We start from the raw sequence: 20,263 nt of genomic DNA, 5'->3' as shown, positions 1-20,263 counted from the left end.
AATCTCGGCAAACGTTTGAGTTCAATCGTTTAAGCTTCATCGGTTTAGCTTCCCTGCCTGGTTCGCCAAGGTCATATATTCCTTGAACCAATGCCATGTGCACGGTTGCGGAAATTTGTAGCACGGGTGTGCGCGTCACTCTGTCTGATGTACCCGAAGTGTTGCTAACTGCGACCAATTCTGAACCCCCGGTTCAGGATGCCGGCCTAGCGGCTAAGGCGGGGACCTTATCTAGAACGGCATCGGACTTCGGTTCGATGCCGTTTTTCTTTGGGCTCCGGTTTCACGTACGTTTTCTCCGTTCGCGTTTTTCGTTCGTGCCGTCAAGCCCTTAACGTCAACCACGTTCAATTCGATTCATGCGCTACTGGCTAATGAAGTCCGAACCGGACGAAGCGAGCATCGACCATCTCGCCAACGCACCGCACCACACGTTACCGTGGACCGGCGTGCGCAATTATCAGGCGCGCAATTTCATGCGCGACATGATGCAGGTCGGCGACGGCGTGCTGTTCTATCACTCGAGCTGTCCTCAACCCGGCATCGCGGGGCTCGCGGAGGTCTCGTCCACTGCCTACCCGGACCCGACACAGTTCGACAGGAAGAGCCCGTACTACGACGAAAAGTCGTCGCAGGAAACGCCGCGCTGGTTGCTCGTCGACGTCGTATTCAAAAAGAAAATTCCGCTGATTCCGCTCGCAACTTTGCGTGAGCACGAAGAATTGCAGGACATGCGCGTGCTCGCCAAGGGCAACCGTTTGTCGATCACGCCGGTGACCGAAGCCGAGTGGCGCTTCATCACGAAGCGGCTTGTTTAAGACTCGCGTGAAGCCTGTTCGACGTCGATGTAAAACCGGGTCGCGACGATTAAAGCAAAGTGAGATCAGGGAACCAAGCTCAGGTTACAAGCGCCTAACGGACGCACAGAGGGACTGGCAAACAGCGTGCCATTTGTCGCACGCCGTTCGTGCCAATCGTGCATCAACCTGTTCAAGCAAGGAGTCGAGCAATGACAAAAAACACCGCACGGGCAGTCGCACTCGCGCTTATCTGCTCCGCACCCGTCGCGCTTACGCTGACCCCGACCCTCACGCGCGCGCAAGGCGTCATGCAAGCTCAGCCTTCGGGCGTGCTGTCGCTGAATGCACAAGCTAGCGCGGAAATTCAGCAGGACGTAGTCGATATCACGCTGTTTTACGAGCAGGAAGCGAGCGATCCGTCGGCGCTCACGTCCACGCTGAATCAACGTGCCGATTCGGCGCTGCAGAAAGCGCGCGGCGTGAGCGGTGTGACGGCTCACACCGGTTCGTTCTCGATCTTCCCGTCCACCGATCGTGATGGACGCATTTCTGCGTGGCGCGGCCGCACGGAGGTCGTGCTCGAATCGCACGACTTCGCGGCGGCGTCAAAACTCGCGGGGCAAATGGCATCGATCATGCAGGTCGGCAACGTGCAGTTCTCGCTGTCGCCGGAAGCGCAACGCGCCGCCGAGCAGAAGCTCACGGGCGAGGCGATCAGGTCGTTCCGCGAGCAGGCCGCATCGTCGGCACAGGCGTTTGGATTCAGTGGATATTCGATCCGCGAGGTCAGCGTCAATCATGGCGGCGTGATGCCGCGTCCCATGATGATGATGAGCGCGCGCGCCATGGGCGCAGACGCGAAAGCCGCAGCGCCGATGCCGCTCGAAGGCGGTACGTCGACAGTAACGGTCAACGTGTCGGGCTCGGTGCAGATGAAGTAACGCGCTGTATCGCGCTCGATAGTCCGGTTGAAATGACAAACGCCACGGCATGCCGTGGCGTTTGTCTTTAAGCATTCGCTACGGGCAACCCGTAGCGATCAGATCAAATCAGATCAGCTTGCGCTCACGGCCTGTGCCGGTTGCCGCCGCGCACGCTTATACGACCACACGAGCAGGCCGATGCCCACGAGAATCATCGGCAGAGACAGCCATTGACCCATGGAAAGACCCATGGCGAGCAGCCCGAGGAAGTCGTCCGGTTCACGCGCAAACTCAACCGTGAAGCGAGCGAGGCCGTAGCCAATCAGGAACACCGCGGAAATCGAGCCCATCGGCTTCGGTTTGCGCGAAAAGAAAATCAGCACGAAGAACAGCGCAATGCCTTCGAGCGCGATCTCATACAGTTCCGACGGATGCCGCGGCAGCATGTGATATTGCGCGAACACTTCGTTCAGATGCCATTGCGCGGCCAGTTGCGGATGCGCGGAAAGCCACGCGGCGTCGTCCGGTGCGGCGCCTGGAAACAGCATCGCCCAAGGCGCGGACGGATCGGTCACGCGTCCCCACAACTCACCGTTGATGAAGTTGCCGAGACGTCCTGCGGCGAGCCCGGTGGGCACCATCGGCGCAACAAAGTCGGTGACCTGCAGCCACGAGCGCTTGCGTTGATACGCGAACAGCACCATCGCGATGGTCACGCCGAGGAAGCCGCCGTGAAACGACATGCCGCCCTGCCATACCTTGAAGATGTCGAGCGGATGCGCGAAATAAAAGCTCGCCTTATAGAACAGCACATAGCCGAGACGGCCGCCGAGGATGGTGCCGAGCACGCCGTAAAACAGCATGTCGTCGATATCTTTCGCGGTCCAGCCTTGCGCGGCGACATACGGCAAACGCAGACGCAGCCGTCCGACGACGATCGCCGCGATGAACGCGACGAGGTACATCAGTCCATACCAGCGCACTGCGAGCGGCCCCAGATGAATGGCAATGGGGTCGAAATTCGGATGAATGAGCATCGTGTTGTTATGGGCAGTTCAGGTTCAGAAGCGGAGTTACTAAAGCAATTCGGCAGCGGATAACGGTAACGGGCAGCGGCCCGCATGGCATCCGGCGCATGCATTTGACGGTCCAGCGCGCGATGCGTTCGCGGCAACGCCGCTAGACACGCAACGCGGCGGCCTCCGGTGCGACGGTAGCAGCGTAAGCCCGCACGATCTCGATGAAGCCCGCCAGCACCGGACTCACCTCGTCCGTGCGCCACACCAGCCCCGTCTCGATCACCGGCACCGACTCCGCGAGCGGCCGGTACACCACCCCCGTGCGGCGCAGGTTACGCAACGATTGCGGCACGAGTGCGACGCCCATTCCGGCGGACACCAGGCTGACGATCGTCTGCATCTGGATGGCCTCCTGGCCGATCCTGGGTGCGACGCCCGCCACGCCGTAGCAATCCATAATGATGTCATAAAAGCCAGGCGCCAGACGTCTGGGGAAGATCACGAGCGGCGTATCGGCCACGTCGAGCAGGCTGACCGGCGCATCGAGCCACCCGGCGTGCGGGTCTCCGAAGGCGCCGTGCGCACCGCCCAGCCGCGCGGAAGCTTCCGTCGACATCGCGATCACCAGCGGCTCACGCGCGATCGGCAGCCACGAAAGCTGCGCGGCATGACGCGGCGGCAGCGGCGCGATCACCAGACCGGCGTCGATGCGCCCCGCCACCAGTTCATCCACCTGCACGTCGCTGGTCGCCTCGGTCAGTTCAAGCCGCACTCGCGGATGACGCACGCCGAAGTCGCGCAGCAAAGGCGGCAGCAAGCCGTAATCGGCGGTGGAAACGAAGGCCAGCGACAACCCGCCCGCCTCCCCGCGTGCAAGGCTCTGCGCGAGCGGCCGCAGCCCTTCGGCGTCTGCGAGCAGCCGCTGCACCTCGGGCAACAGATCGGCGCCCACCCGCGTGAGCTTGACCGAACGCTTGGTGCGTTCGAACAGCTCCACGCCCAACGTCTCCTCCAACGCCCGGATGGCTTGCGACAAAGGCGGCTGCGTCATCGAAAGACGCACGGCGGCACGCCCGAAGTGCCGCTCTTCGGCAACAGTGACGAAATAGCGCAACTGGCGCAGATCCGGGATGGCAGGCAGCATGATTAATATATTTTACGACCTAATAGCACCTGAATAATATATTGGACGCGCGTTTCCCGAAACTGCATCCTTGGATGGCGCGTCGGAGCTACTACACTGAATTGACGCGCCGGCGACGCAAGCGGCCGACGCTGCCGCAACACCGTCATCGCAGCCCCGGCCGGGAAAGACCCGGCCGCATCACCTCGCAAATACCCGCCGCCGCGTTCCACCCACGCAGCCCGGCTCAAAACAAAATCGATTGGAGGCCCCATGGCATACAACCGTCGTTCGAAAAACATCACGCAGGGCGTCGCGCGCTCGCCGAATCGCTCGATGTACTACGCGCTCGGCTATCAGAAGGAAGATTTCGACAAGCCGATGATCGGCATCGCCAACGGCCACTCGACCATCACGCCGTGCAACGCGGGCTTGCAGCGTCTCGCCGACGCCGCCGTCGTCGCGGTCAAGGGCGCCGACGCGAATCCGCAGATTTTCGGCACGCCGACGATTTCGGACGGCATGTCGATGGGCACCGAAGGCATGAAGTACTCGCTGGTGTCGCGCGAAGTGATCGCCGACTGCATCGAAACCTGCGTGCAAGGCCAGTGGATGGACGGCGTCGTCGTGATCGGCGGCTGCGACAAAAACATGCCCGGCGGCATGATCGGCCTCGCGCGGATGAACGTGCCCGGCATCTACGTGTACGGCGGCACGATCCGGCCCGGCAACTGGAAGGGCGTCGATCTGACCATCGTGTCGTCGTTCGAGGCGGTCGGCGAATTCACGGCGGGCCGGATGTCGCAGGAAGACTTCGAGGGCGTCGAGAAGAACGCGTGCCCGTCGACGGGATCGTGCGGCGGCATGTACACCGCCAACACGATGAGTTCGTCGTTCGAGGCGCTCGGCATGTCGCTGCTGTATTCATCGACGATGGCCAATCCCGACCAGGAAAAGGTCGACTCGGCCGCGGAATCCGCGCGCGTGCTGGTCGAGGCGGTCAAACAGGACCTCAAGCCGCGCGACATCATCACGAAGAAGTCGATCGAAAACGCCGTTGCGCTGATCATGGCGACCGGCGGATCGACCAACGCCGTGCTCCACTATCTGGCGATTGCGCATGCGGCCGAGGTGGAATGGAGCATCGAGGACTTCGAGCGCATGCGCAAGAAGGTGCCGGTGATCTGCGATCTGAAGCCGTCCGGCCAGTACGTCGCCACCGATCTGCACAAGGCGGGCGGCATCCCGCAGGTCATGAAGCTCCTGCTCGACGCGGGCATGCTGCACGGCGACTGCATCACGATCACCGGCAAGACGCTCGCCGAAGAACTGAAGGACGTGCCGTCCAGACCGCGCGCCGATCAGAAGGTGATTTTTCCGATAGACAAAGCGCTGTACAAGGAAGGCCATCTCGCGATCCTCAAGGGCAATCTCGCGGAAGATGGCGCGGTCGCCAAGATCACCGGCCTGAAGAACCCGGTGATCACCGGCCCGGCTCGCGTGTTCGACGACGAGCAAAGCGCGATGGACGCGATTCTGTCCGACAAGATCGTTGCGGGCGACGTGGTCGTGCTGCGCTACCTCGGTCCGAAAGGCGGCCCCGGCATGCCGGAGATGCTCGCGCCGACCTCGGCGATCATCGGCAAGGGTTTGGGTGAAAGCGTCGGCCTCATCACCGATGGCCGTTTTTCGGGCGGCACGTGGGGTATGGTGGTCGGCCACGTCGCGCCGGAAGCATTCGTCGGCGGGACGATTGCGTTCGTGCAGGAAGGCGACTCGATCACGATCGACGCGCACAAGCTCCTGCTGCAACTCAATATCGACGACGCCGAATTGCAACGCCGCCGTGCTGCATGGCAGCAACCGAAACCGCGCTACACACGCGGCGTGCTGGCGAAATATTCGGCGCTGGCATTGCCTGCCAACAAGGGAGCGGTAACGGGTTAGTGCCAGCCACGCGGCCGAAGCCGGCCGCATCGAAGCGCAAAGGGGCGCACGGAAAACCGTGCGCCCCTTTCCTTTTATAATGCTTGCACCACAAGTCGGGCCCCCGCCCCGACGGAGACCATAATGAAAAGCACGTCGTATGCAGCGTTCGCAGCATCGGCTTTATTGGGCGCGGCGTTGAGCGTCAACAGTTCACCTGTGCACGCCGAAGCCGCGGGCCTCGCGCTGGCCCAGCAACAGAACTGCATGAGCTGCCACTCCGTCACACGCTCTTTCATGGGACCGGCGCTGCACGATGTCGCGATGAAATATGCCGGACGCGACGACGCGCCGGTTTATCTGAAGCACAAGATTCTGGATGGCAGCGCGGGCGTGTGGGGACCGGTGCCGATGCCCGCGAATACGCAACTCACGCCCGATCAGGCGGCCGCGCTGGCAAGCTGGGTGTTGACGCTCAAATGAAAACGGCGTCCTGTTAAAGACGCCGTTCCTGCTTCATTCAGACTCGCTTCTCCGGGCTTTCTTCATCAGCCTCGGCCCGAGCGCCGCGCGATTTCTTCTTCGACCGCTTCCCTCACCCAGCCGCTCAGTTCGGTTTCCAGAGTCAGCGCGACTTCACGCGTGATCTGGCTGACGAGCAACGTAGTGTGCTCCTGCAACGCATCACGGCAACGCGCTTCGATGATGCCGCGTCCCTCGCCCGTCAGAAAACCCGCAAAGCGTCCACGCAGACGCTCGGCGATGACTTCAGCGTCCAGATCCGGCTGCGAAAGCGCTACCGTTTCGTGGGCGATATCGGGCGGCACGATCGAGCCGGCCTCGACCGGTGCAACAGGCTCGGCGCGATCGAAAACACCGGCCGACGACGCAGGCGCGCCATTGTTATGCACCACAGCAGGATGCGCGGCTTGCGGCGCGATCACCGGCTCAGGCGCGAGCGTTTCTTCTTCGGCAAGCACGGGCTGCGTCGCCAGAACAGGCTCGTCTGCATGCGACGGCCGAGGTGCGAGCACGGGTTCGGCCTTGAAGCTCGGCTCTCTCGGCACGTCCGGCTCAAGCGCCGGCGGCACCGCCCCGCCCGACGGCGAACGCACCTGGCCCGGCACGAGAATCTCGTGCAAAACCGGGATCGAATTGTCGTTGGGATCGGACATGGGGTTCTCCTCCGTGTTCTAGTCGAAGCCGAAGCAGAGCAACTGCGCATGCACATCGGACTCGCGACACCTGATGCCACGAACCCTGCGCAATGCGGCGGAACGAATCCTAGCTGCCCTGCTTGTAGTTGTTCAAAGCATAGCCGCGATCGCGATAGAAGCGATACCGCTCGCGGCCTGCAACGAGTTCGTCGTGTGCGTTACCGACCACTTCCAGCAATCTTTCGAAGCGCGCGAACTGCGCCGGCACCGTTGCGCCGAGATTGAGCAGCACCTGATGATGCGGCACGTCGTCGAGATTCGTGGTCAGTACGATGGGAGTTTGCGCGGCGAGCGGCGTGCCCGCCATGCAATGCGGGACGAAGTCGAGCGGAGAGAAGGTCCACAACTGTTCGTCGAATACCCGCAGGCGCTCGGGTTCGGCCAGCACGATGGTCGGCTGGCCGGCCAGATACGCCTTGCGGATCAGACGGCACGCATACAGCAGCGAGTCGCCGACGTTCGAGTGGAAATCGATTCTCGTCATCGGCGGCTCCCTACGTTCTGCGTGCGCTGCGCGACTGCTGTTACCACGCCGCCCGCAGGCTTACTGCATTGCGTCATTATGCAGCGCGACCGTCAGCGGCCCGGTCGATCAGGAACTGCGCGAGCAGCGGCACCGGACGGCCGGTAGCGCCCTTCGCCGCGCCGCTCTTCCACGCGGTGCCGGCGATGTCCAGATGCGCCCACGGATACGCTTCGGTGAAGCGCGACAGGAAGCACGCCGCCGTCACGCTGCCCGCCGGACGGCCGCCGATGTTCGCGATATCGGCGAAATTCGACTTGAGCTGGTCCTGGTACTCGTCGTCGAGCGGCAGGCGCCAGGCCGGGTCCAAAGCTTCACGCGATGCGTCGAGCAACTCGCCCGCCAGCGCGTCGTCTTTCGAGAACAGGCCGCTGTTGTGGTGACCCAGCGCGATGATGCACGCGCCCGTGAGCGTGGCGATGTCGATCACCGCAGCCGGCTTGAAGCGCTCGGCGTACGTCAGTGCGTCGCACAGGATCAGACGGCCTTCGGCGTCGGTGTTCAGCACTTCGATCGTCAAGCCCTTCATGCTGGTGACGATGTCGCCCGGCTTGGTGGCGGTGGCGGACGGCATGTTTTCCACCGCCGGAATGATGCCGACGACGTTGATCTTCAGCCCCATTTCGGCGACCGCGCGCAACGTGCCCAGCACCGAACCGGCGCCGCACATGTCGTACTTCATCTCGTCCATGCCCTCGCCCGGCTTCAGCGAGATGCCGCCGGTGTCGAACGTGACGCCCTTGCCGACCAGCACCACCGGCGCGGCCTTCGCGGCGCCGCCCTGGTATTGCAGCACGATGAACTGCGCCGGCTCGACCGATCCCGCCGTGACCGACAGGAACGAGCCCATTTTCAGCGCTTCGCATTGCTTCTCGCCGAGCACTTCGACTTTCAGCTTCCAGTCTTTAGCGAGTTTCTTCGCGGTGTTCGCGAGGTAGGTCGGCGTGCAGACATTGCTCGGCAGATTGCCGAGGTCGCGCGTCAGGTCCATGCCGTTGGCGAGCGCGGCACCCTGCTTCGCGGCCAGCTTGGCGGCTTTCTCGTCGCCCGTGTTGACGCTGAAGACGATGCGCTTCAACGCGCGCGCCGTGGTGTCCGGCTTGGACTTCATCTGCGTGAACTTGTAGGTCAGCTCGCGCAGCGCGAGGATGGCGGCGCGCACGCCCCAGTCGGCCGTGCGTTCCAGCACCGGCAATTGCGCCAGCGTGAACGTGACCTGCACGACCTTGGTGGGCAGCAGCGCGCGCCAGGCGGACCGCACGGCGTCGCCGTAGGCTTTCTGACTGAAAGCGTCCTGTTTGCCGAGGCCGACCAGCAGCACGCGCGATGCGCCGATGCCCGAGACCTCGTGCAGGAACAGCGTGGTGCCGGCTTTGCCATCCATATCGCCGGCCTTGATGATGCGCGTCAACAGGCCACGGGTGGCCTCGTCGATCTCAAGCGCTGCGCCCGAGAGCGTTTGCGACTCGAACACACCAATGACGATGCAATCCGATTTCCCGGTCAGGAAACCGTTTGACGAGCCTTTGGTCCAATCACAGGCTTTTATGCTAAAGTCCATCGCGCTTGTCCTCGGATAAAATCTGGGCTTAGGATGAAAGCCGCAATTATCCGCTATTTTTCCCGCGGCGGCTGCACCGGAGACGTGACGGGAAGCAACCCCCGCGTCACCGAGAGCGCCCCCTCTCGCCATCAATAATGATCTTCGAACGCTCCCTCCAGCGCGAACTCGCGTATACGGCTGGTGCCGTGTTCATGGTTCTCCTCACGCTCGTGCTGACGACGATGATGATTCGCATCGTCGGCTTCGCGGCCTCGGGTGAGATCGACCCGCGCGACGTGCTGGTCCTCATCGGCCTGACCGTGATCGGCTACCTGGCGATCATGCTTGTCGCGACCCTGTTCGTGTCGATCCTGTTCGTCCTCACCCGCTGGTACAAAGACTCCGAGATGGTCGTCTGGCTGTCGTCGGGCGTCAGCCTTACGCAGTTCATCAAGCCGATCGGTATTTTTGCCACGCCGATCATCATCCTCATCTGCTTTTTCGTGTTCGTCGGCTGGCCGTGGTCGAACCAGCAGAGCAAGCTGATCCGCGCGCGCTTCCAGCAGCGCGACGAGGTTTCGCTGCTCGCGCCGGGCCAGTTCCGCGAGTCGGCTACCAGCCACCGGGTGTTCTTCATCGAGAAGATGTCGCCCGACCAGGGGCACGTCGAGAACGTGTTCGTGACCAGCACCGAGAACGGCAAGGTCAACGTGGTGGTGTCGAAGAACGGCCATACCGAAACGCATAAGAACGGCGACCGATTCGTCGTGCTTGAAAACGGCCGGCGTTACGACGGCGAACCTGGGCATCCCGACTTCCGGATCATGGAATTCGAGCGCTATGGCGTGAAGATCCAGAGCCAGCCGGTGGTCAATACGCCGACCACAACCGGTACACCCACGCTCGCGCTGCTGCGCAATCCGACCAATGACAACCTCGCCGAATTCGCGTGGCGCGCGGGTCTGCCGCTGATCGCGATCAACCTGATGCTGCTGGCCATTCCGCTAGCGCACCAGAACCCTCGGCGCAGCCGCACCATCAATCTGGTGATGGCCGTGCTGATCTATCTGACGTATTCGAATTTGCTGAACGTGGTGCAGTCGTGGATCGAGCAGGGCAAGATGTCGTTCGGCGTGGGGCTCGTGATCCTGCACGTCATCGTCGCGGCGATCGTCGCGTTCATTTTCTGGCTGCGCGTGCGCAACCGGCCGCTCTTCACGCGCGCCATGTTTAGCCGTTCGGGAGCCTGACCGATGCGCATCTATGAAAGGTATTTCGCGCGTCAGATCTACCTCACCTTCATCTTCATCCTGTTTGCGTTTTCGGGTCTGTTCTTCTTCTTCGACCTGATCAACGAACTGAATTCGGTCGGCCACGGCAACTACAAGTTCCAGTACGCGGTGCTGCGGGTCGCGTTGCAAACGCCGTCGCGCTTCTACGAAATCATTCCGGTCGCCGCGCTGATCAGCGCGATCTACGTGTTCGCGCAGATGGCGGCGAATTCCGAGTACACGATTTTCCGCGTCTCCGGTCTCGCGACGAATCAGGCGCTGCGCTCGCTAATGAAAATCGGCATTCCGCTGGTATTTCTGACGTATCTGATCGGCGAAGTGGTCGGTCCGTACACGGATCAACTGTCGGAACGCGTGCGGCTCGAAGCGTTGGGCTCGTCGGTGTCAAGCAACTTCCAGTCGGGCGTGTGGGTGAAAGACACGCTCACCGCGCGCGCGGATGGCGAGCAGGTCACGCGCTTCGTGAACGTCGGCGAACTGAAGCCGGACGCGACGATCAGTAACGTGCGGATTTACGAATTCGATTCGAAGTTCCGTCTGTCGAATGTGCGGATTGCGAAGAGCGGCAAGTACCAGCCGCCGGGTCACTGGCAATTGACCGACGTGACCGACACGCAACTGATCGACGTGCCCCCTCCTCCGGGCACGCCTGCCGATGCGCTGAATCCGGTGTATCGCGCGCAACAGGTGACGTTACCCGAATATTCGCTGCGCTCGGAACTGACGCCGCAGATTCTGTCGGTGCTGCTGGTGTCGCCGGACCGGATGTCGATGTTTAACCTGTTCCGCTACATCCAGCATTTGACCGAGAATCATCAGGACACGCAGCGCTATGAAATCGCGCTGTGGCGCAAGGTGCTGTATCCGTTTGCGGTGTTCGTGATGCTGGTTCTGTCGCTTCCGTTTGCGTATCTGCATACGCGCGCTGGCGTGGTGGGCGTGAAGGTGTTCGGCGGCATCATGCTCGGCATGAGCTTCCAGCTGTTCAATACGCTGTTCTCGCATATCGGCACGCTGAACACGTGGCCTGCGCCTTTGACCGCGGCGACGCCGGGGCTGGTTTATCTGGTGCTCGGGTTGGTCGGGTTGAAGTGGGTTGATCGCCATTAGGAGCGGATGCAATGGCTACGCACGGGCTGATTCTGTTTGGCCATGGCGCGAGGGATCCGCGCTGGCGCGAGCCGTTCGAGCGGCTCGCGGCGAAGCTGCAGGCGCTGCGCGCGGCGGACGATACAGCCGGTCCCGTCTCGCTGGCCTTCCTCGAGTTGATGGAGCCGAACCTGCCCACGGCGGTCGGCCAACTCGCCGCCCAAGGTTGTGATGCGATTACCGTCGTGCCCGTGTTCTTCGGGCAAGGCGGCCATATCAGGAAAGATCTGCCCGAACTGATCGAGCGCTGTCGCGACGCGCAGCCGGACGTGCGGATCGACTGCGCGGTGGCGGTCGGCGAGGACGAAGCGGTTCTCGATGCAGTCGCGCAGTATTGCCTGCGCCAGGCGGGATAACGCTCGCAGACCGCTGCCGGCGAAAGCGAAAGCGCCCCACCCTCCAGGCGCTCTCCCGCAGCGGCCAACCTTCACCGCTCAAAGATACTCGACATTCCCGTCGACGCTAATCGCCTGACCCGAGATGTTCTGCCCCGCCGGCGACGCCAGGAATAGCGCCATCGCCGCGACGTCGTGCACGGTCACCATCCGCCGCAGCGAAATTTTCTCCAGGTATTCGCCCTTCATCTGCTCGAAGCCGATTCCGAGCGACTCGGCGCGCGCGGCAATCACGCGATCCATTCGTTCACCTTCGACAACGCCCGGCAAGATCGCATTCACGCGGACGTTGTTCGGCCCAAGCTCGATCGCCAGCGATTTGACCATGCCGACAATCGCCCACTTGCTCGCTGCGTACGGCGTGCGAAACGCGTAGCCGAGGCGTCCCGCGACCGACGCCATCGCGATGATGCCCGGGTTGGCCGACGTCTCCTTCAGCACCGGCACGGCCTTGCGCAGAAAATAGAACTGGCTGTTCAGGTTCGTCGCGATGGTGCGTTCCCACTGAGCCGGGTCGAGGTTCTCGACCGCGCCGGTCGGCCCGGCAATCCCCGCGTTGTTGATCAGCAGGTCGAGACCGCCGAGCTTCGCACGCGCGTCATCGATGATGCGGTCCACCTGCGCGCAGTCCGATACGTCCGCGACGCCGACATGCAATTGCGGATGCGCGGTTTTCGCGCGATCGATCGCGGCAGGGTCGACATCGCAGATATAGACGTTCGCGCCGACGTCCAGAAACGCCTGCGCGATCGCCGCGCCGATGCCCGCTGCGGCGCCCGAGATCAGCACGCGCAGTCCGGGAGTGGGTCTGAGAAGGTCGATGGTTTTCATGCAGGTCCTCGAATGTTTAGAGCGTCATACCGCCGGATGCTTCGATCACGGCGCCGTTGATATAACTCGCTTCGTCGCTCGCGAGAAAGGCGTAGATATTGGCGATCTCTTCCGGCGTGCCAAGACGGCGCAGCGGCACCTGCTCGCGCATTTTCGCGAGCACGTCCTGCGGCACGGTCGCGAGAATCGGCGTGTCGATAAAGCCTGGCGCAATCGCGTTGACGCGAATGCCCTTGGGTCCCAATTCGCGGCTCCACGTCTTCGTAAAGCCGATCACGCCGAACTTCGCCGCCGCATAGTTGGTCTGTCCGTAGTTGCCGTAGATGCCGACCACAGAACTCGCATTCAGGATCACGCCCGAGCCTTGCGCGATCATCGTGTCGACGACCGCCTGGGCCGCATGAAACACGCCGCGCAGGTTCACGTCGATCACGTCGTCGAATTGCTGAAGCGTCATCTTTTGCAGACGCGCGTCTCGTGTGATGCCCGCGTTGTTCACCAGCACGTCGATCTGACGGAAGCGCTCGCGGGTAGCGCCGACCATGTCGTCGACCGCCGCGCGGTTCGTCACGTCGAGCGTGAAGCCGAGCGCTTCCGCACCGGCTGCGTGACACGCGGCCACGACATGAGACACCGCGTCATGATTCATGTCGCACACCGCGACGCGCGCACCTTCTTTCGCGAATTTGAGTGCGGTCGCAGCGCCAATGCCCTGCCCCGCGCCCGTCACGATCGCGACCTTTCCATTCAATCTCATTGTTTGTTCCCGTAATTGGAAGTTATGGCCGGGTGTTCAACAGCGGCTCGGCAGCACTCGCCTCGCGCCCTTCTGACTGAATCGCCTTCGCGAGCAGAGGCACCAGAATCAGACCGAGAATCGACGCGCCCACGACCACCGACAGCCCCGACGCGCTGTGGCCCGACGCGCTCTCCGCGAGACCGAACAGATATGGTCCGACAAAGCCGCCGATCAGCCCGATCGTATTGATGAACGCGAGCCCCGCCGCGGCCTGGATGCCGTGCAGACGCTTCATCGCGATTGCCCAGTAGAGCGGCAGCACGCCGCCCGCGAAGAACGCGGTCACGACGAACAGCAGGAGTTGCATCGACAGCACGCTCGACGAGACGAACAGGATCGCGCTGATCACCAGCCCGGTGGTCAGCACGCCGAGATAGAGGCAATCGTTCGTCACCCGGCGATGAATCCGCGGCAGCACCAGCACGCCGAGCAGAAAGCCAATCCCGACACTGCTCGACAGCACGCCGATCATCAGCGGCGACTTCACGTGCATCTGCTGGATCATCGCGGGCGTGAAGAACACGAGCCCGACGAAAGCGACCTGGTTCAGAAAGTAGATAAGGCCGATCAGCACGGTGGCCGGACGCTTCAGCGCGGCGAGCCAGTCTTGCGAGAACATGCCGGGATGCGCGGCATCCGGCACCGCGCGCGCTTCGAGCGCCTGCGCTTCGGCAGCGGATAGCCAGCGTGCGTCGGACGGCTTTTCCGGCAGTTTGAACCACAGGAATACGCCCACGAAGATGGTCGGCAGGCCTTCGAGCAGGAACAGCCACTGCCAGCCGTGCAGACCGCCCAGCCCGTCCATCTGCATGAACGCGCCGCCCAGCGGGTTGCCGATCACCAGCGCCAGCGCGGGCGCCGTGTAGATCCAGCCCACCGCCACCGAGCGATCCTGCGGCGCGAACCACATCGTCACCATGTACATCAGCGCGGGGAAAAGACCCGCCTCGGCGATGCCGAGCAGCACGCGAATCGTATAGAACGACCACTCGCCCTGCACGAACATCATCGAGACGGAGAGCGCGCCCCACGTGACCGCGATTCGCGCGATCCAGCGACGCGGCCCGACCCGGTGCGCGACCAGGTTGCTCGGCACCTCGAGCAGCGCATAGCCGATGAAGAAGATGCCCGCGCCGAGACCGTACGCGGCGGCGCTGATACCGAGATCGGCGGCGAGCCGCGCCTTCGCGAGCGACACGTTGGTGCGGTCGAGATACGACATGAAATAGATCGCGCACATCAGCGGGATCAGTCTCAGCATGGCCTTATGCGTCGCGATGCGATGCAGCGCGTTGCCGGCGGGGCCGGCTGTCTGGGTTGTCATGATGTCTCCACCTGAAAGGGTGTGTTGTTGTTTTTATTGGTTGGGTTTTACCGGCGTGGCCGGATCAGCGGGCCTGGCTCAGAAGCTCACCTTGTCCGCGCCTTTGAGGCCGAGCATCTGTCGCGCTTCGGCCGGGGTCGCAATCTCAAACGATAGTTCTTCGAGAATGCGGCGAATCTTGCGCACCTGCTGCGCGTTGCTTTCCGCCTTCACGCCTTTGGACAGGTACACGCTGTCTTCGAGGCCGACGCGCACGTTGCCGCCCATGATCGCGCCCATCGTCACGAACGCCATCTGATGACGGCCCGCGCCGAGAATCGAGAACTGGTAATTTTCGCGGCCGAATAAGCGGTCGGCAGTGGAACGCATCACCGTCATGTTCTCGGGGTCCGCGCCGAGTCCGCCGAGAATGCCGAACACCGATTGAATGAAGAACGGCGGCTTGATCAAGCCCTGGTCGACGAAATGCGCGAGGTTGTACAGATGCCCGACGTCATAGCATTCGAACTCGAAACGCGTGCCGGTTTCGCCCAGTTCGAGCAGGATGCTTTTGATGTCCTTGAAGGTATTGCGGAAGATCGTGTCCTCCATCCCTTCGATGTAATCCTTCTCCCAGTCATAGCGCCACGACGGCATGCGCGCGGCGATCGGATGGATCGAGAAGTTCATCGAGCCCATGTTCAGCGAGCACATCTCGGGCTTCGCGAGGCGCGGATAGGCGAGCCGGTCGGCGAGCGTCATGCGCGTGCTGCCGCCGGTCGTGATGTTGATGACCGCGTCGGTGGCCTCGACGATCGCGGGCACGAATTGCCGGAACACGTCGGGCGACGGTGTCGGTTTGCCGTCGGCGGGATTGCGGGCGTGCAGATGCAGGATCGCGGCGCCGGCTTCGGCCGCTTCGATCGACTGGGCGGCGATCTGCGCCGGCGTGAGAGGAAGGTATTCGGACATCGACGGCGTATGCGTCGCGCCGGTCACTGCGCAGGAAATGATGACTTTTCGGTTCGGCAAGGGTGTCTCCTTATCGGCGGCGATCCATGAATGGACTGTCTGTTGTGATACCGATGTTAGTGGGATACGATCCGCCTCGTAAGGTCATTTTCGGACACGCAGATGTTGTTCCGGGACAATCTGAGGTGAAGCGATGCCGTCGAAGTTGCCGTTGCAGAACGAGCGCATTTACGCGCCGTACAAGATCGCCGCGCTGGTCGAAGTGCTCGGCGAACAGGGTATTGCGCCCGAAGACTGCCTGAAAGGCAGCGGCGTGGATGCCACGCGGCTCAACGATGCGGCGGCGCTAACCTCGGTGCGGCAATACCTGGCCATCTGCCGTAACGCGATTCTGCTGTCGTGCAGTCCGGCCACGCCGTTCATCACCGGCTCGCGGCTGCATCTGTCCGCGTACGGAATGTACGGCTATGCGCTGATGTCGTGCCTGTCGCTGCGCGACTACTTCCGGCTGGGCGTGAAGTACCATCAGCTCGCGACGCCCACGCTCACGATCGAATGGACTGAATATCCGGACGAAGGCATCTGGACCTTTCCCGACGCGTTCATCTCCAGTCCATCGGTCGAATTGCGCCAGTTCCTGCTGGAGCAGCAGTTCATGCAGCACGTCACGCATCTTCAGGACGTGGCGGGTCGAAGCTGTCCGCCGACCAAAGCCTGCTTTTCGTATCCTGCGCCCGCGCATGCGGAGATTTATAGCGAGTATCTCGGCTGTCCGTGCTATTTCGATCAGCCGCAATGCGAGCTTCATTACGACAGCAGCATCCTCGAACAGAAGCCGCAACTCGCGCACCGGCTCACGGCCACGCTATTGCAGGAAACCTGCGACCGGCTGATCGGGCAGGCGAAGACTTCGGTCGGTGTATCGGGAGAGGTGTATCAGATGCTGATGCGCAAGCCGGGCGAATTCCCGGGCATGGAAGAAGCCGCGCAAGCATTGAAGATGACGAGCCGCACGTTGCGGCGGCGACTGGAGAGCGAAGGCACGTCGTTCGTCGCAATTGTCGACGACGTGCGCTGCTCGCTGGCGGTTGAATATCTGAAGACCACGAAGATGAGCACCGACGATATCGCGATGCTGCTCGGCTTCAGCGATCCGGCGAATTTCCGGCGGGCGCTGAAGCGGTGGACGGGGAAAGGACCGGGAGAATTGCGGGGTTGATTGCGCCGCCCATCGCGCGAAGGATGACTCAGGCGGCGACCAGCATCCCGTCTGCTGCACGAACCAAGTTGAGCTGACGCTCGGCAAACGCGTCGCCGATCATCAGCAGGCTCGGCTGCGATGCATCGACCCAGCGCTGCGCGTCGCCCGCAGCGAGTTCTTCGAGTGTCAGCGTGAGCATGCGTTCGCGTGCCGTGCTGCAAGCCTCGACGATTGCGACCGGCGTCGAAACCGGCTTGCCCGCGTCGATCAATTGCTGCGCAATCTCGACACCACTATCGCGGCCCATGTAAAACACGAGCGAATCCGCGTTCACCTGTTCGCGAATTTCATCGGACCCAGGCGCGCGGCTGAAGGTAGCCAGCGCGACACTGCGCGATACGCCGCGCAACGTCAGCGAACGTTTCAACGACGCCGCGCTCGCCAGCGCAGCGGTGATTCCGGGAACCACTTCGTATTCGATACCGGCCGCTTCGAGCGCGCGCATTTCTTCGTCAGCGCGACCGAACAGCATCGGGTCGCCGCCCTTCAGACGCACTACGACTTCGTGCTCCAGAGCTGCGTCGACGATTTGCTTGTTGATGAACTGCTGTGCTGTCGACAACTGCCCGCAGCGCTTGCCCACCGCAATCCGGCGCGCATGTGTAGGCGCGTAATCGAGCATGGCCGGTTCGACCAGCGCGTCGTGCAGCACGACATCGGCAGTAGCTAGAAGACGCGCGCCGCGCACCGTAATCAGGTCCGCAGCGCCTGGCCCCGCGCCGATCAGATAAACCTTACCCATTTGAATCAACCTGTTGGTTGGGGCGCAACGCGACGCATCAAAGCATCGCCATGCGCCCCTCGCCCGCCGACGCTTACGCCGAAAACGCCCGGATCATCCCGGCCGCGACGGTGTGATGCGTCGCTTCGTCGATCAGCACGAATGCGCCCGTGCCCTGATGCGAGTCGTACACGTCGCACACCAGCGGCTTCTGCAACGTCAGCGCCACGCGGCCGATGTCGTTCATCGCCAGTTCCTTGCGATCGGTTGCTTGCGACAGCGTATGCACGTCGAGCACTTCCTTGATCGCGCCGATGCGCGCGAACACCGTGTTGGTGGTCTGCTTCAACAGATACTTTCGTTGCGTCGACAGCGGCGTGTCGTCGAACCAGCACAGATCGGCTTCGAGCTTCTTCGCCGGTTCCGGTGCGGCTTCGCGCAGCACGAAGGTATCGCCGCGCGACACGTCGACGTCTTCCGCGAGACGGATCGTCACGGTTTGACCGGCGAACGCGCGATCCACTGCCGCAGTACCGCCGACCACCGGCGCGATGATTTCGGCCACGGTCGCTTCACGGTTAGCCGGCAACACGACGATCGTGTCGCCGAGCTTCACTTCACCCGCTTCGATACGGCCCATGTAGCCGCGGAAATCGTCGGCCTGGCTGCCGTCCTGACGCGCGACCCATTGCACCGGGAAACGCAGCGCCTGGCCCGTCGGGATTTCCACCGGCAGCGCTTCGAGCAGGTCCAGCAGCGGCTCGCCCGCGTACCACGGCATGCTTTCGCTGGCGGTCACGATGTTGTCGCCCTTCAGCGCCGACACCGGCACGAAGCGCACATCGTTCAGACCAAGCTGGCGCGCGAGTTCGACATACGCGTCGCGAATCTCGTTGAAGCGTTGCTCGCTGTAGTCGACCAGATCCATCTTGTTGATCGCGACGATTGCGTGCTGCAGACCGAGCAGCTTGACGATCGCGCTGTGGCGCTTGGTTTGCGGCAGCAATTGCGCAACGCCGTCGACGAACGTCACGCGCGTCGCGTCGACGAGAATGATCGCGGCGTGCGCGGTCGATGCGCCCGTCACCATGTTGCGGGTGTACTGCTCGTGACCCGGCGTATCGGCGATGATGAACTTGCGCTTGGCCGTCGCGAAATAACGGTACGCGACGTCGATCGTGATGCCTTGCTCGCGTTCGGCTTCGAGGCCGTCGGTCAGCAGCGACAGGTCGATTTCGTCGCCGACGGTACGCTTGTTCTTCGCGCGCGACAGAGCCGAGAGCTGATCGCTCAACACGGCCTTGCTGTCGTACAGCAGGCGGCCGATCAACGTGCTCTTGCCATCGTCGACGCTACCCGCAGTGATAAAACGCAGCACGCCGAGGTCTTCTGGTTGATGAATACTGCTCATGATTGTCATACCCTCGTACGTGTGCTTAGAAATAACCTTGCTTCTTACGCTGTTCCATCGCGGCTTCGGAGACCTGGTCGTCCATCCGCGTCGCGCCGCGTTCCGTGATCTCGGTCACGGCCGTTTCGGCGATGATCTTCTCGAGATTGTCCGCGTCGCTTTCCACCGGGCACGTGCAGCTGATGTCGCCGACGGTACGGAAACGCACCAGCGCGTTCTCGCTGGTCTCGCCTTCACGCATCGGCGTGAGCGGCGTGACCGGCACGAGCAGGCCGTTACGGCGCACGATTTCGCGTTGATGCGCGTAGTAGATCGACGGCAGTTCGAGCTTTTCGCGAGCGATGTACTGCCACACGTCCAGTTCGGTCCAGTTCGAAATCGGGAACACGCGCAGGTGTTCGCCGTTATGCAGACGCGCGTTGTACAGGCTCCACAATTCCGGGCGTTGTGCCTTCGGATCCCACTGGCCGAACTCGTCGCGGAACGAGAAGATCCGTTCTTTCGCACGGGCCTTTTCTTCGTCGCGGCGCGCGCCGCCGATCAGCGCGGTATAGCCATGCTGTTCGATCGTTTCGAGCAACGTCACAGCTTGCGCAGCATTGCGCGAATCCGTTTCGCGACGCAGACGCACCGTGCCGCGCTTGATCGAATCTTCAACGTGACCCACCACCAGTTCAGCGCCGATCTCTTGCGCGCGACGGTCGCGGAAGTCGATCACTTCGTCGTAGTTGTGGCCGGTGTCGATATGCACGAGCGGGAACGGCAGCACGGTCTTGCGATTTGCGCCGATACCGAACGCCTTCAGCGCGAGGTGCAATACCACGACCGAATCCTTGCCGCCCGAAAACAGCAGCGCGGGCTTGCTGCATTCGGCGACCAGTTCGCGCAGGATGTGAATCGACTCGGCTTCGAGCCAATCGAGGTGATCCATCCGGTTTGCCGTATTGGCAAGCGGAGCGTTGACAGCGGAATCGAGCGTGGTGCTCATATCTGGGTCCTTCGTTGATTCGCCCGACAAGCGGTTGCTTGCCGGAGCGGAAGTATTCAAATCGGTA

20 protein-coding genes and 1 other RNA gene are annotated in these 20,263 nt (G+C 62.4%); 9 read left to right on the top strand and 12 right to left on the bottom strand.

Annotated features, from left to right (window positions below; genetic code table 11):
* Nucleotides 1-47: 47 nt before the first annotated feature.
* The 3 genes from ssrS to BLS41_RS05020 all read left to right on the top strand — a co-directional run bounded on the left by ssrS (nt 48) and on the right by BLS41_RS05020 (nt 1,741).
* Nucleotides 48-229: non-coding RNA, 6S RNA (gene ssrS / locus BLS41_RS05030), on the top strand.
* A 130-nt stretch (nt 230-359) separates the two neighbouring features.
* Nucleotides 360-818: an EVE domain-containing protein gene (locus tag BLS41_RS05025; protein WP_074763295.1), complete on the top strand. Its 459-nt coding sequence runs from the start codon at nt 360-362 to the stop codon at nt 816-818.
* Between the two features lie 191 nt (nt 819-1,009).
* The gene (locus BLS41_RS05020; RefSeq protein ID WP_074763294.1) at nt 1,010-1,741 is read left to right on the top strand and encodes an SIMPL domain-containing protein; all 732 of its coding nucleotides are present in this window, start codon (nt 1,010-1,012) and stop codon (nt 1,739-1,741) included.
* Between the two features lie 113 nt (nt 1,742-1,854).
* On the opposite strand, the gene lgt is transcribed toward BLS41_RS05020, so the two are convergent.
* Nucleotides 1,855-2,760, bottom strand: a complete 906-nt coding sequence (lgt, locus tag BLS41_RS05015) for a prolipoprotein diacylglyceryl transferase (RefSeq protein ID WP_074763293.1) — start codon at nt 2,758-2,760, stop codon at nt 1,855-1,857.
* 142 nt (nt 2,761-2,902) lie between these two features.
* Nucleotides 2,903-3,886, bottom strand: a complete 984-nt coding sequence (locus tag BLS41_RS05010; protein ID WP_074763292.1) for a LysR family transcriptional regulator — start codon at nt 3,884-3,886, stop codon at nt 2,903-2,905.
* Between the two features lie 252 nt (nt 3,887-4,138).
* Between BLS41_RS05010 and ilvD the strand changes: the two genes are divergently transcribed.
* Together ilvD and BLS41_RS05000 are read left to right on the top strand one after the other, a co-directional pair.
* The gene (ilvD, locus tag BLS41_RS05005; protein ID WP_074763291.1) at nt 4,139-5,812 is read left to right on the top strand and encodes a dihydroxy-acid dehydratase; all 1,674 of its coding nucleotides are present in this window, start codon (nt 4,139-4,141) and stop codon (nt 5,810-5,812) included.
* A gap of 123 nt (nt 5,813-5,935) precedes the next feature.
* A complete protein-coding gene (locus tag BLS41_RS05000) occupies nt 5,936-6,274 on the top strand; it encodes a c-type cytochrome (RefSeq protein WP_074763290.1) in 339 nt (112 codons plus the stop codon).
* 65 nt (nt 6,275-6,339) lie between these two features.
* Here BLS41_RS05000 and BLS41_RS04995 read toward each other — a convergent pair whose 3' ends face one another.
* From BLS41_RS04995 to BLS41_RS04985, 3 genes are all read right to left on the bottom strand, one after another.
* The gene (locus BLS41_RS04995) at nt 6,340-6,966 is read right to left on the bottom strand and encodes a DUF2486 family protein (protein WP_074763289.1); all 627 of its coding nucleotides are present in this window, start codon (nt 6,964-6,966) and stop codon (nt 6,340-6,342) included.
* Nucleotides 6,967-7,075: 109 nt separating this feature from the next.
* Nucleotides 7,076-7,492 (bottom strand): DNA polymerase III subunit chi, encoded by a 417-nt coding sequence (locus tag BLS41_RS04990; RefSeq protein WP_074763288.1) that lies wholly within the window; start codon nt 7,490-7,492, stop codon nt 7,076-7,078.
* 76 nt (nt 7,493-7,568) lie between these two features.
* The gene (locus BLS41_RS04985; RefSeq protein WP_074763287.1) at nt 7,569-9,092 is read right to left on the bottom strand and encodes a leucyl aminopeptidase; all 1,524 of its coding nucleotides are present in this window, start codon (nt 9,090-9,092) and stop codon (nt 7,569-7,571) included.
* Between the two features lie 137 nt (nt 9,093-9,229).
* Between BLS41_RS04985 and lptF the strand changes: the two genes are divergently transcribed.
* Genes lptF through BLS41_RS04970 form a run of 3 tightly spaced genes read left to right on the top strand, consistent with a single transcriptional unit; the run spans nt 9,230 to nt 11,871 of the window.
* On the top strand, nt 9,230-10,324 hold the full coding sequence (gene lptF / locus BLS41_RS04980; protein ID WP_074763286.1) for an LPS export ABC transporter permease LptF: 1,095 nt from the start codon (nt 9,230-9,232) through the stop codon (nt 10,322-10,324).
* 3 nt (nt 10,325-10,327) lie between these two features.
* On the top strand, nt 10,328-11,476 hold the full coding sequence (gene lptG, locus BLS41_RS04975) for an LPS export ABC transporter permease LptG (RefSeq protein WP_074763285.1): 1,149 nt from the start codon (nt 10,328-10,330) through the stop codon (nt 11,474-11,476).
* A gap of 11 nt (nt 11,477-11,487) precedes the next feature.
* Nucleotides 11,488-11,871, top strand: coding sequence for a sirohydrochlorin chelatase (locus BLS41_RS04970; RefSeq protein ID WP_074763284.1), 384 nt, complete (start codon nt 11,488-11,490; stop codon nt 11,869-11,871).
* Between the two features lie 78 nt (nt 11,872-11,949).
* Here BLS41_RS04970 and BLS41_RS04965 read toward each other — a convergent pair whose 3' ends face one another.
* From BLS41_RS04965 to BLS41_RS04950, 4 genes are all read right to left on the bottom strand, one after another.
* Complete coding sequence (locus BLS41_RS04965; protein WP_074763283.1) at nt 11,950-12,741, bottom strand: SDR family oxidoreductase; 792 nt, start codon at nt 12,739-12,741, stop codon at nt 11,950-11,952.
* Nucleotides 12,742-12,757: 16 nt separating this feature from the next.
* The gene (gene fabG / locus BLS41_RS04960) at nt 12,758-13,498 is read right to left on the bottom strand and encodes a 3-oxoacyl-ACP reductase FabG (RefSeq protein WP_074763282.1); all 741 of its coding nucleotides are present in this window, start codon (nt 13,496-13,498) and stop codon (nt 12,758-12,760) included.
* A 22-nt stretch (nt 13,499-13,520) separates the two neighbouring features.
* Complete coding sequence (locus BLS41_RS04955; RefSeq protein WP_074763281.1) at nt 13,521-14,864, bottom strand: MFS transporter; 1,344 nt, start codon at nt 14,862-14,864, stop codon at nt 13,521-13,523.
* A gap of 78 nt (nt 14,865-14,942) precedes the next feature.
* Entirely contained in the window at nt 14,943-15,875 is a 933-nt protein-coding gene (locus BLS41_RS04950) for a 3,5-dioxohexanoate:acetyl-CoA acetone transferase (RefSeq protein ID WP_074763280.1), read from the bottom strand.
* Nucleotides 15,876-16,008: 133 nt separating this feature from the next.
* Here BLS41_RS04950 and BLS41_RS04945 point away from each other — a divergent pair, with 133 nt between their 5' ends.
* Complete coding sequence (locus BLS41_RS04945) at nt 16,009-17,034, top strand: AraC family transcriptional regulator (RefSeq protein ID WP_074763279.1); 1,026 nt, start codon at nt 16,009-16,011, stop codon at nt 17,032-17,034.
* Nucleotides 17,035-17,062: 28 nt separating this feature from the next.
* Here BLS41_RS04945 and cobA read toward each other — a convergent pair whose 3' ends face one another.
* The 3 genes from cobA to cysD form a co-directional block, all read right to left on the bottom strand.
* Nucleotides 17,063-17,818 (bottom strand): uroporphyrinogen-III C-methyltransferase, encoded by a 756-nt coding sequence (cobA, locus tag BLS41_RS04940; RefSeq protein WP_074763278.1) that lies wholly within the window; start codon nt 17,816-17,818, stop codon nt 17,063-17,065.
* 73 nt (nt 17,819-17,891) lie between these two features.
* Nucleotides 17,892-19,208, bottom strand: coding sequence for a sulfate adenylyltransferase subunit 1 (locus tag BLS41_RS04935; RefSeq protein WP_074766289.1), 1,317 nt, complete (start codon nt 19,206-19,208; stop codon nt 17,892-17,894).
* 25 nt (nt 19,209-19,233) lie between these two features.
* The gene (gene cysD, locus BLS41_RS04930) at nt 19,234-20,196 is read right to left on the bottom strand and encodes a sulfate adenylyltransferase subunit CysD (protein WP_074763277.1); all 963 of its coding nucleotides are present in this window, start codon (nt 20,194-20,196) and stop codon (nt 19,234-19,236) included.
* Between the last annotated feature and the right edge of the window lie 67 nt (nt 20,197-20,263).

The sequence above is a fragment of the Paraburkholderia fungorum genome (assembly GCF_900099835.1).
GTDB lineage: Bacteria > Pseudomonadota > Gammaproteobacteria > Burkholderiales > Burkholderiaceae > Paraburkholderia > Paraburkholderia fungorum_A.
This window is presented reverse-complemented; position numbering and strand designations above follow the sequence as displayed.

Excerpts from the sequence above, each read along its gene's own strand:
- BLS41_RS05025 (WP_074763295.1), top strand. The coding sequence starts at position 360 with ATGCGCTACTGGCTAATGAAGTCCGAACCGGACGAAGCGAGCATCGAC.
- BLS41_RS05020 (WP_074763294.1), top strand. The coding sequence starts at position 1,010 with ATGACAAAAAACACCGCACGGGCAGTCGCACTCGCGCTTATCTGCTCC.
- lgt (WP_074763293.1), bottom strand. The coding sequence starts at position 2,760 with ATGCTCATTCATCCGAATTTCGACCCCATTGCCATTCATCTGGGGCCG.
- BLS41_RS05010 (WP_074763292.1), bottom strand. The coding sequence starts at position 3,886 with ATGCTGCCTGCCATCCCGGATCTGCGCCAGTTGCGCTATTTCGTCACT.
- ilvD (WP_074763291.1), top strand. The coding sequence starts at position 4,139 with ATGGCATACAACCGTCGTTCGAAAAACATCACGCAGGGCGTCGCGCGC.
- BLS41_RS05000 (WP_074763290.1), top strand. The coding sequence starts at position 5,936 with ATGAAAAGCACGTCGTATGCAGCGTTCGCAGCATCGGCTTTATTGGGC.
- BLS41_RS04995 (WP_074763289.1), bottom strand. The coding sequence starts at position 6,966 with ATGTCCGATCCCAACGACAATTCGATCCCGGTTTTGCACGAGATTCTC.
- BLS41_RS04990 (WP_074763288.1), bottom strand. The coding sequence starts at position 7,492 with ATGACGAGAATCGATTTCCACTCGAACGTCGGCGACTCGCTGCTGTAT.
- BLS41_RS04985 (WP_074763287.1), bottom strand. The coding sequence starts at position 9,092 with ATGGACTTTAGCATAAAAGCCTGTGATTGGACCAAAGGCTCGTCAAAC.
- lptF (WP_074763286.1), top strand. The coding sequence starts at position 9,230 with ATGATCTTCGAACGCTCCCTCCAGCGCGAACTCGCGTATACGGCTGGT.
- lptG (WP_074763285.1), top strand. The coding sequence starts at position 10,328 with ATGCGCATCTATGAAAGGTATTTCGCGCGTCAGATCTACCTCACCTTC.
- BLS41_RS04970 (WP_074763284.1), top strand. The coding sequence starts at position 11,488 with ATGGCTACGCACGGGCTGATTCTGTTTGGCCATGGCGCGAGGGATCCG.
- BLS41_RS04965 (WP_074763283.1), bottom strand. The coding sequence starts at position 12,741 with ATGAAAACCATCGACCTTCTCAGACCCACTCCCGGACTGCGCGTGCTG.
- fabG (WP_074763282.1), bottom strand. The coding sequence starts at position 13,498 with ATGAGATTGAATGGAAAGGTCGCGATCGTGACGGGCGCGGGGCAGGGC.
- BLS41_RS04955 (WP_074763281.1), bottom strand. The coding sequence starts at position 14,864 with ATGACAACCCAGACAGCCGGCCCCGCCGGCAACGCGCTGCATCGCATC.
- BLS41_RS04945 (WP_074763279.1), top strand. The coding sequence starts at position 16,009 with ATGCCGTCGAAGTTGCCGTTGCAGAACGAGCGCATTTACGCGCCGTAC.
- cobA (WP_074763278.1), bottom strand. The coding sequence starts at position 17,818 with ATGGGTAAGGTTTATCTGATCGGCGCGGGGCCAGGCGCTGCGGACCTG.
- BLS41_RS04935 (WP_074766289.1), bottom strand. The coding sequence starts at position 19,208 with ATGAGCAGTATTCATCAACCAGAAGACCTCGGCGTGCTGCGTTTTATC.
- cysD (WP_074763277.1), bottom strand. The coding sequence starts at position 20,196 with ATGAGCACCACGCTCGATTCCGCTGTCAACGCTCCGCTTGCCAATACG.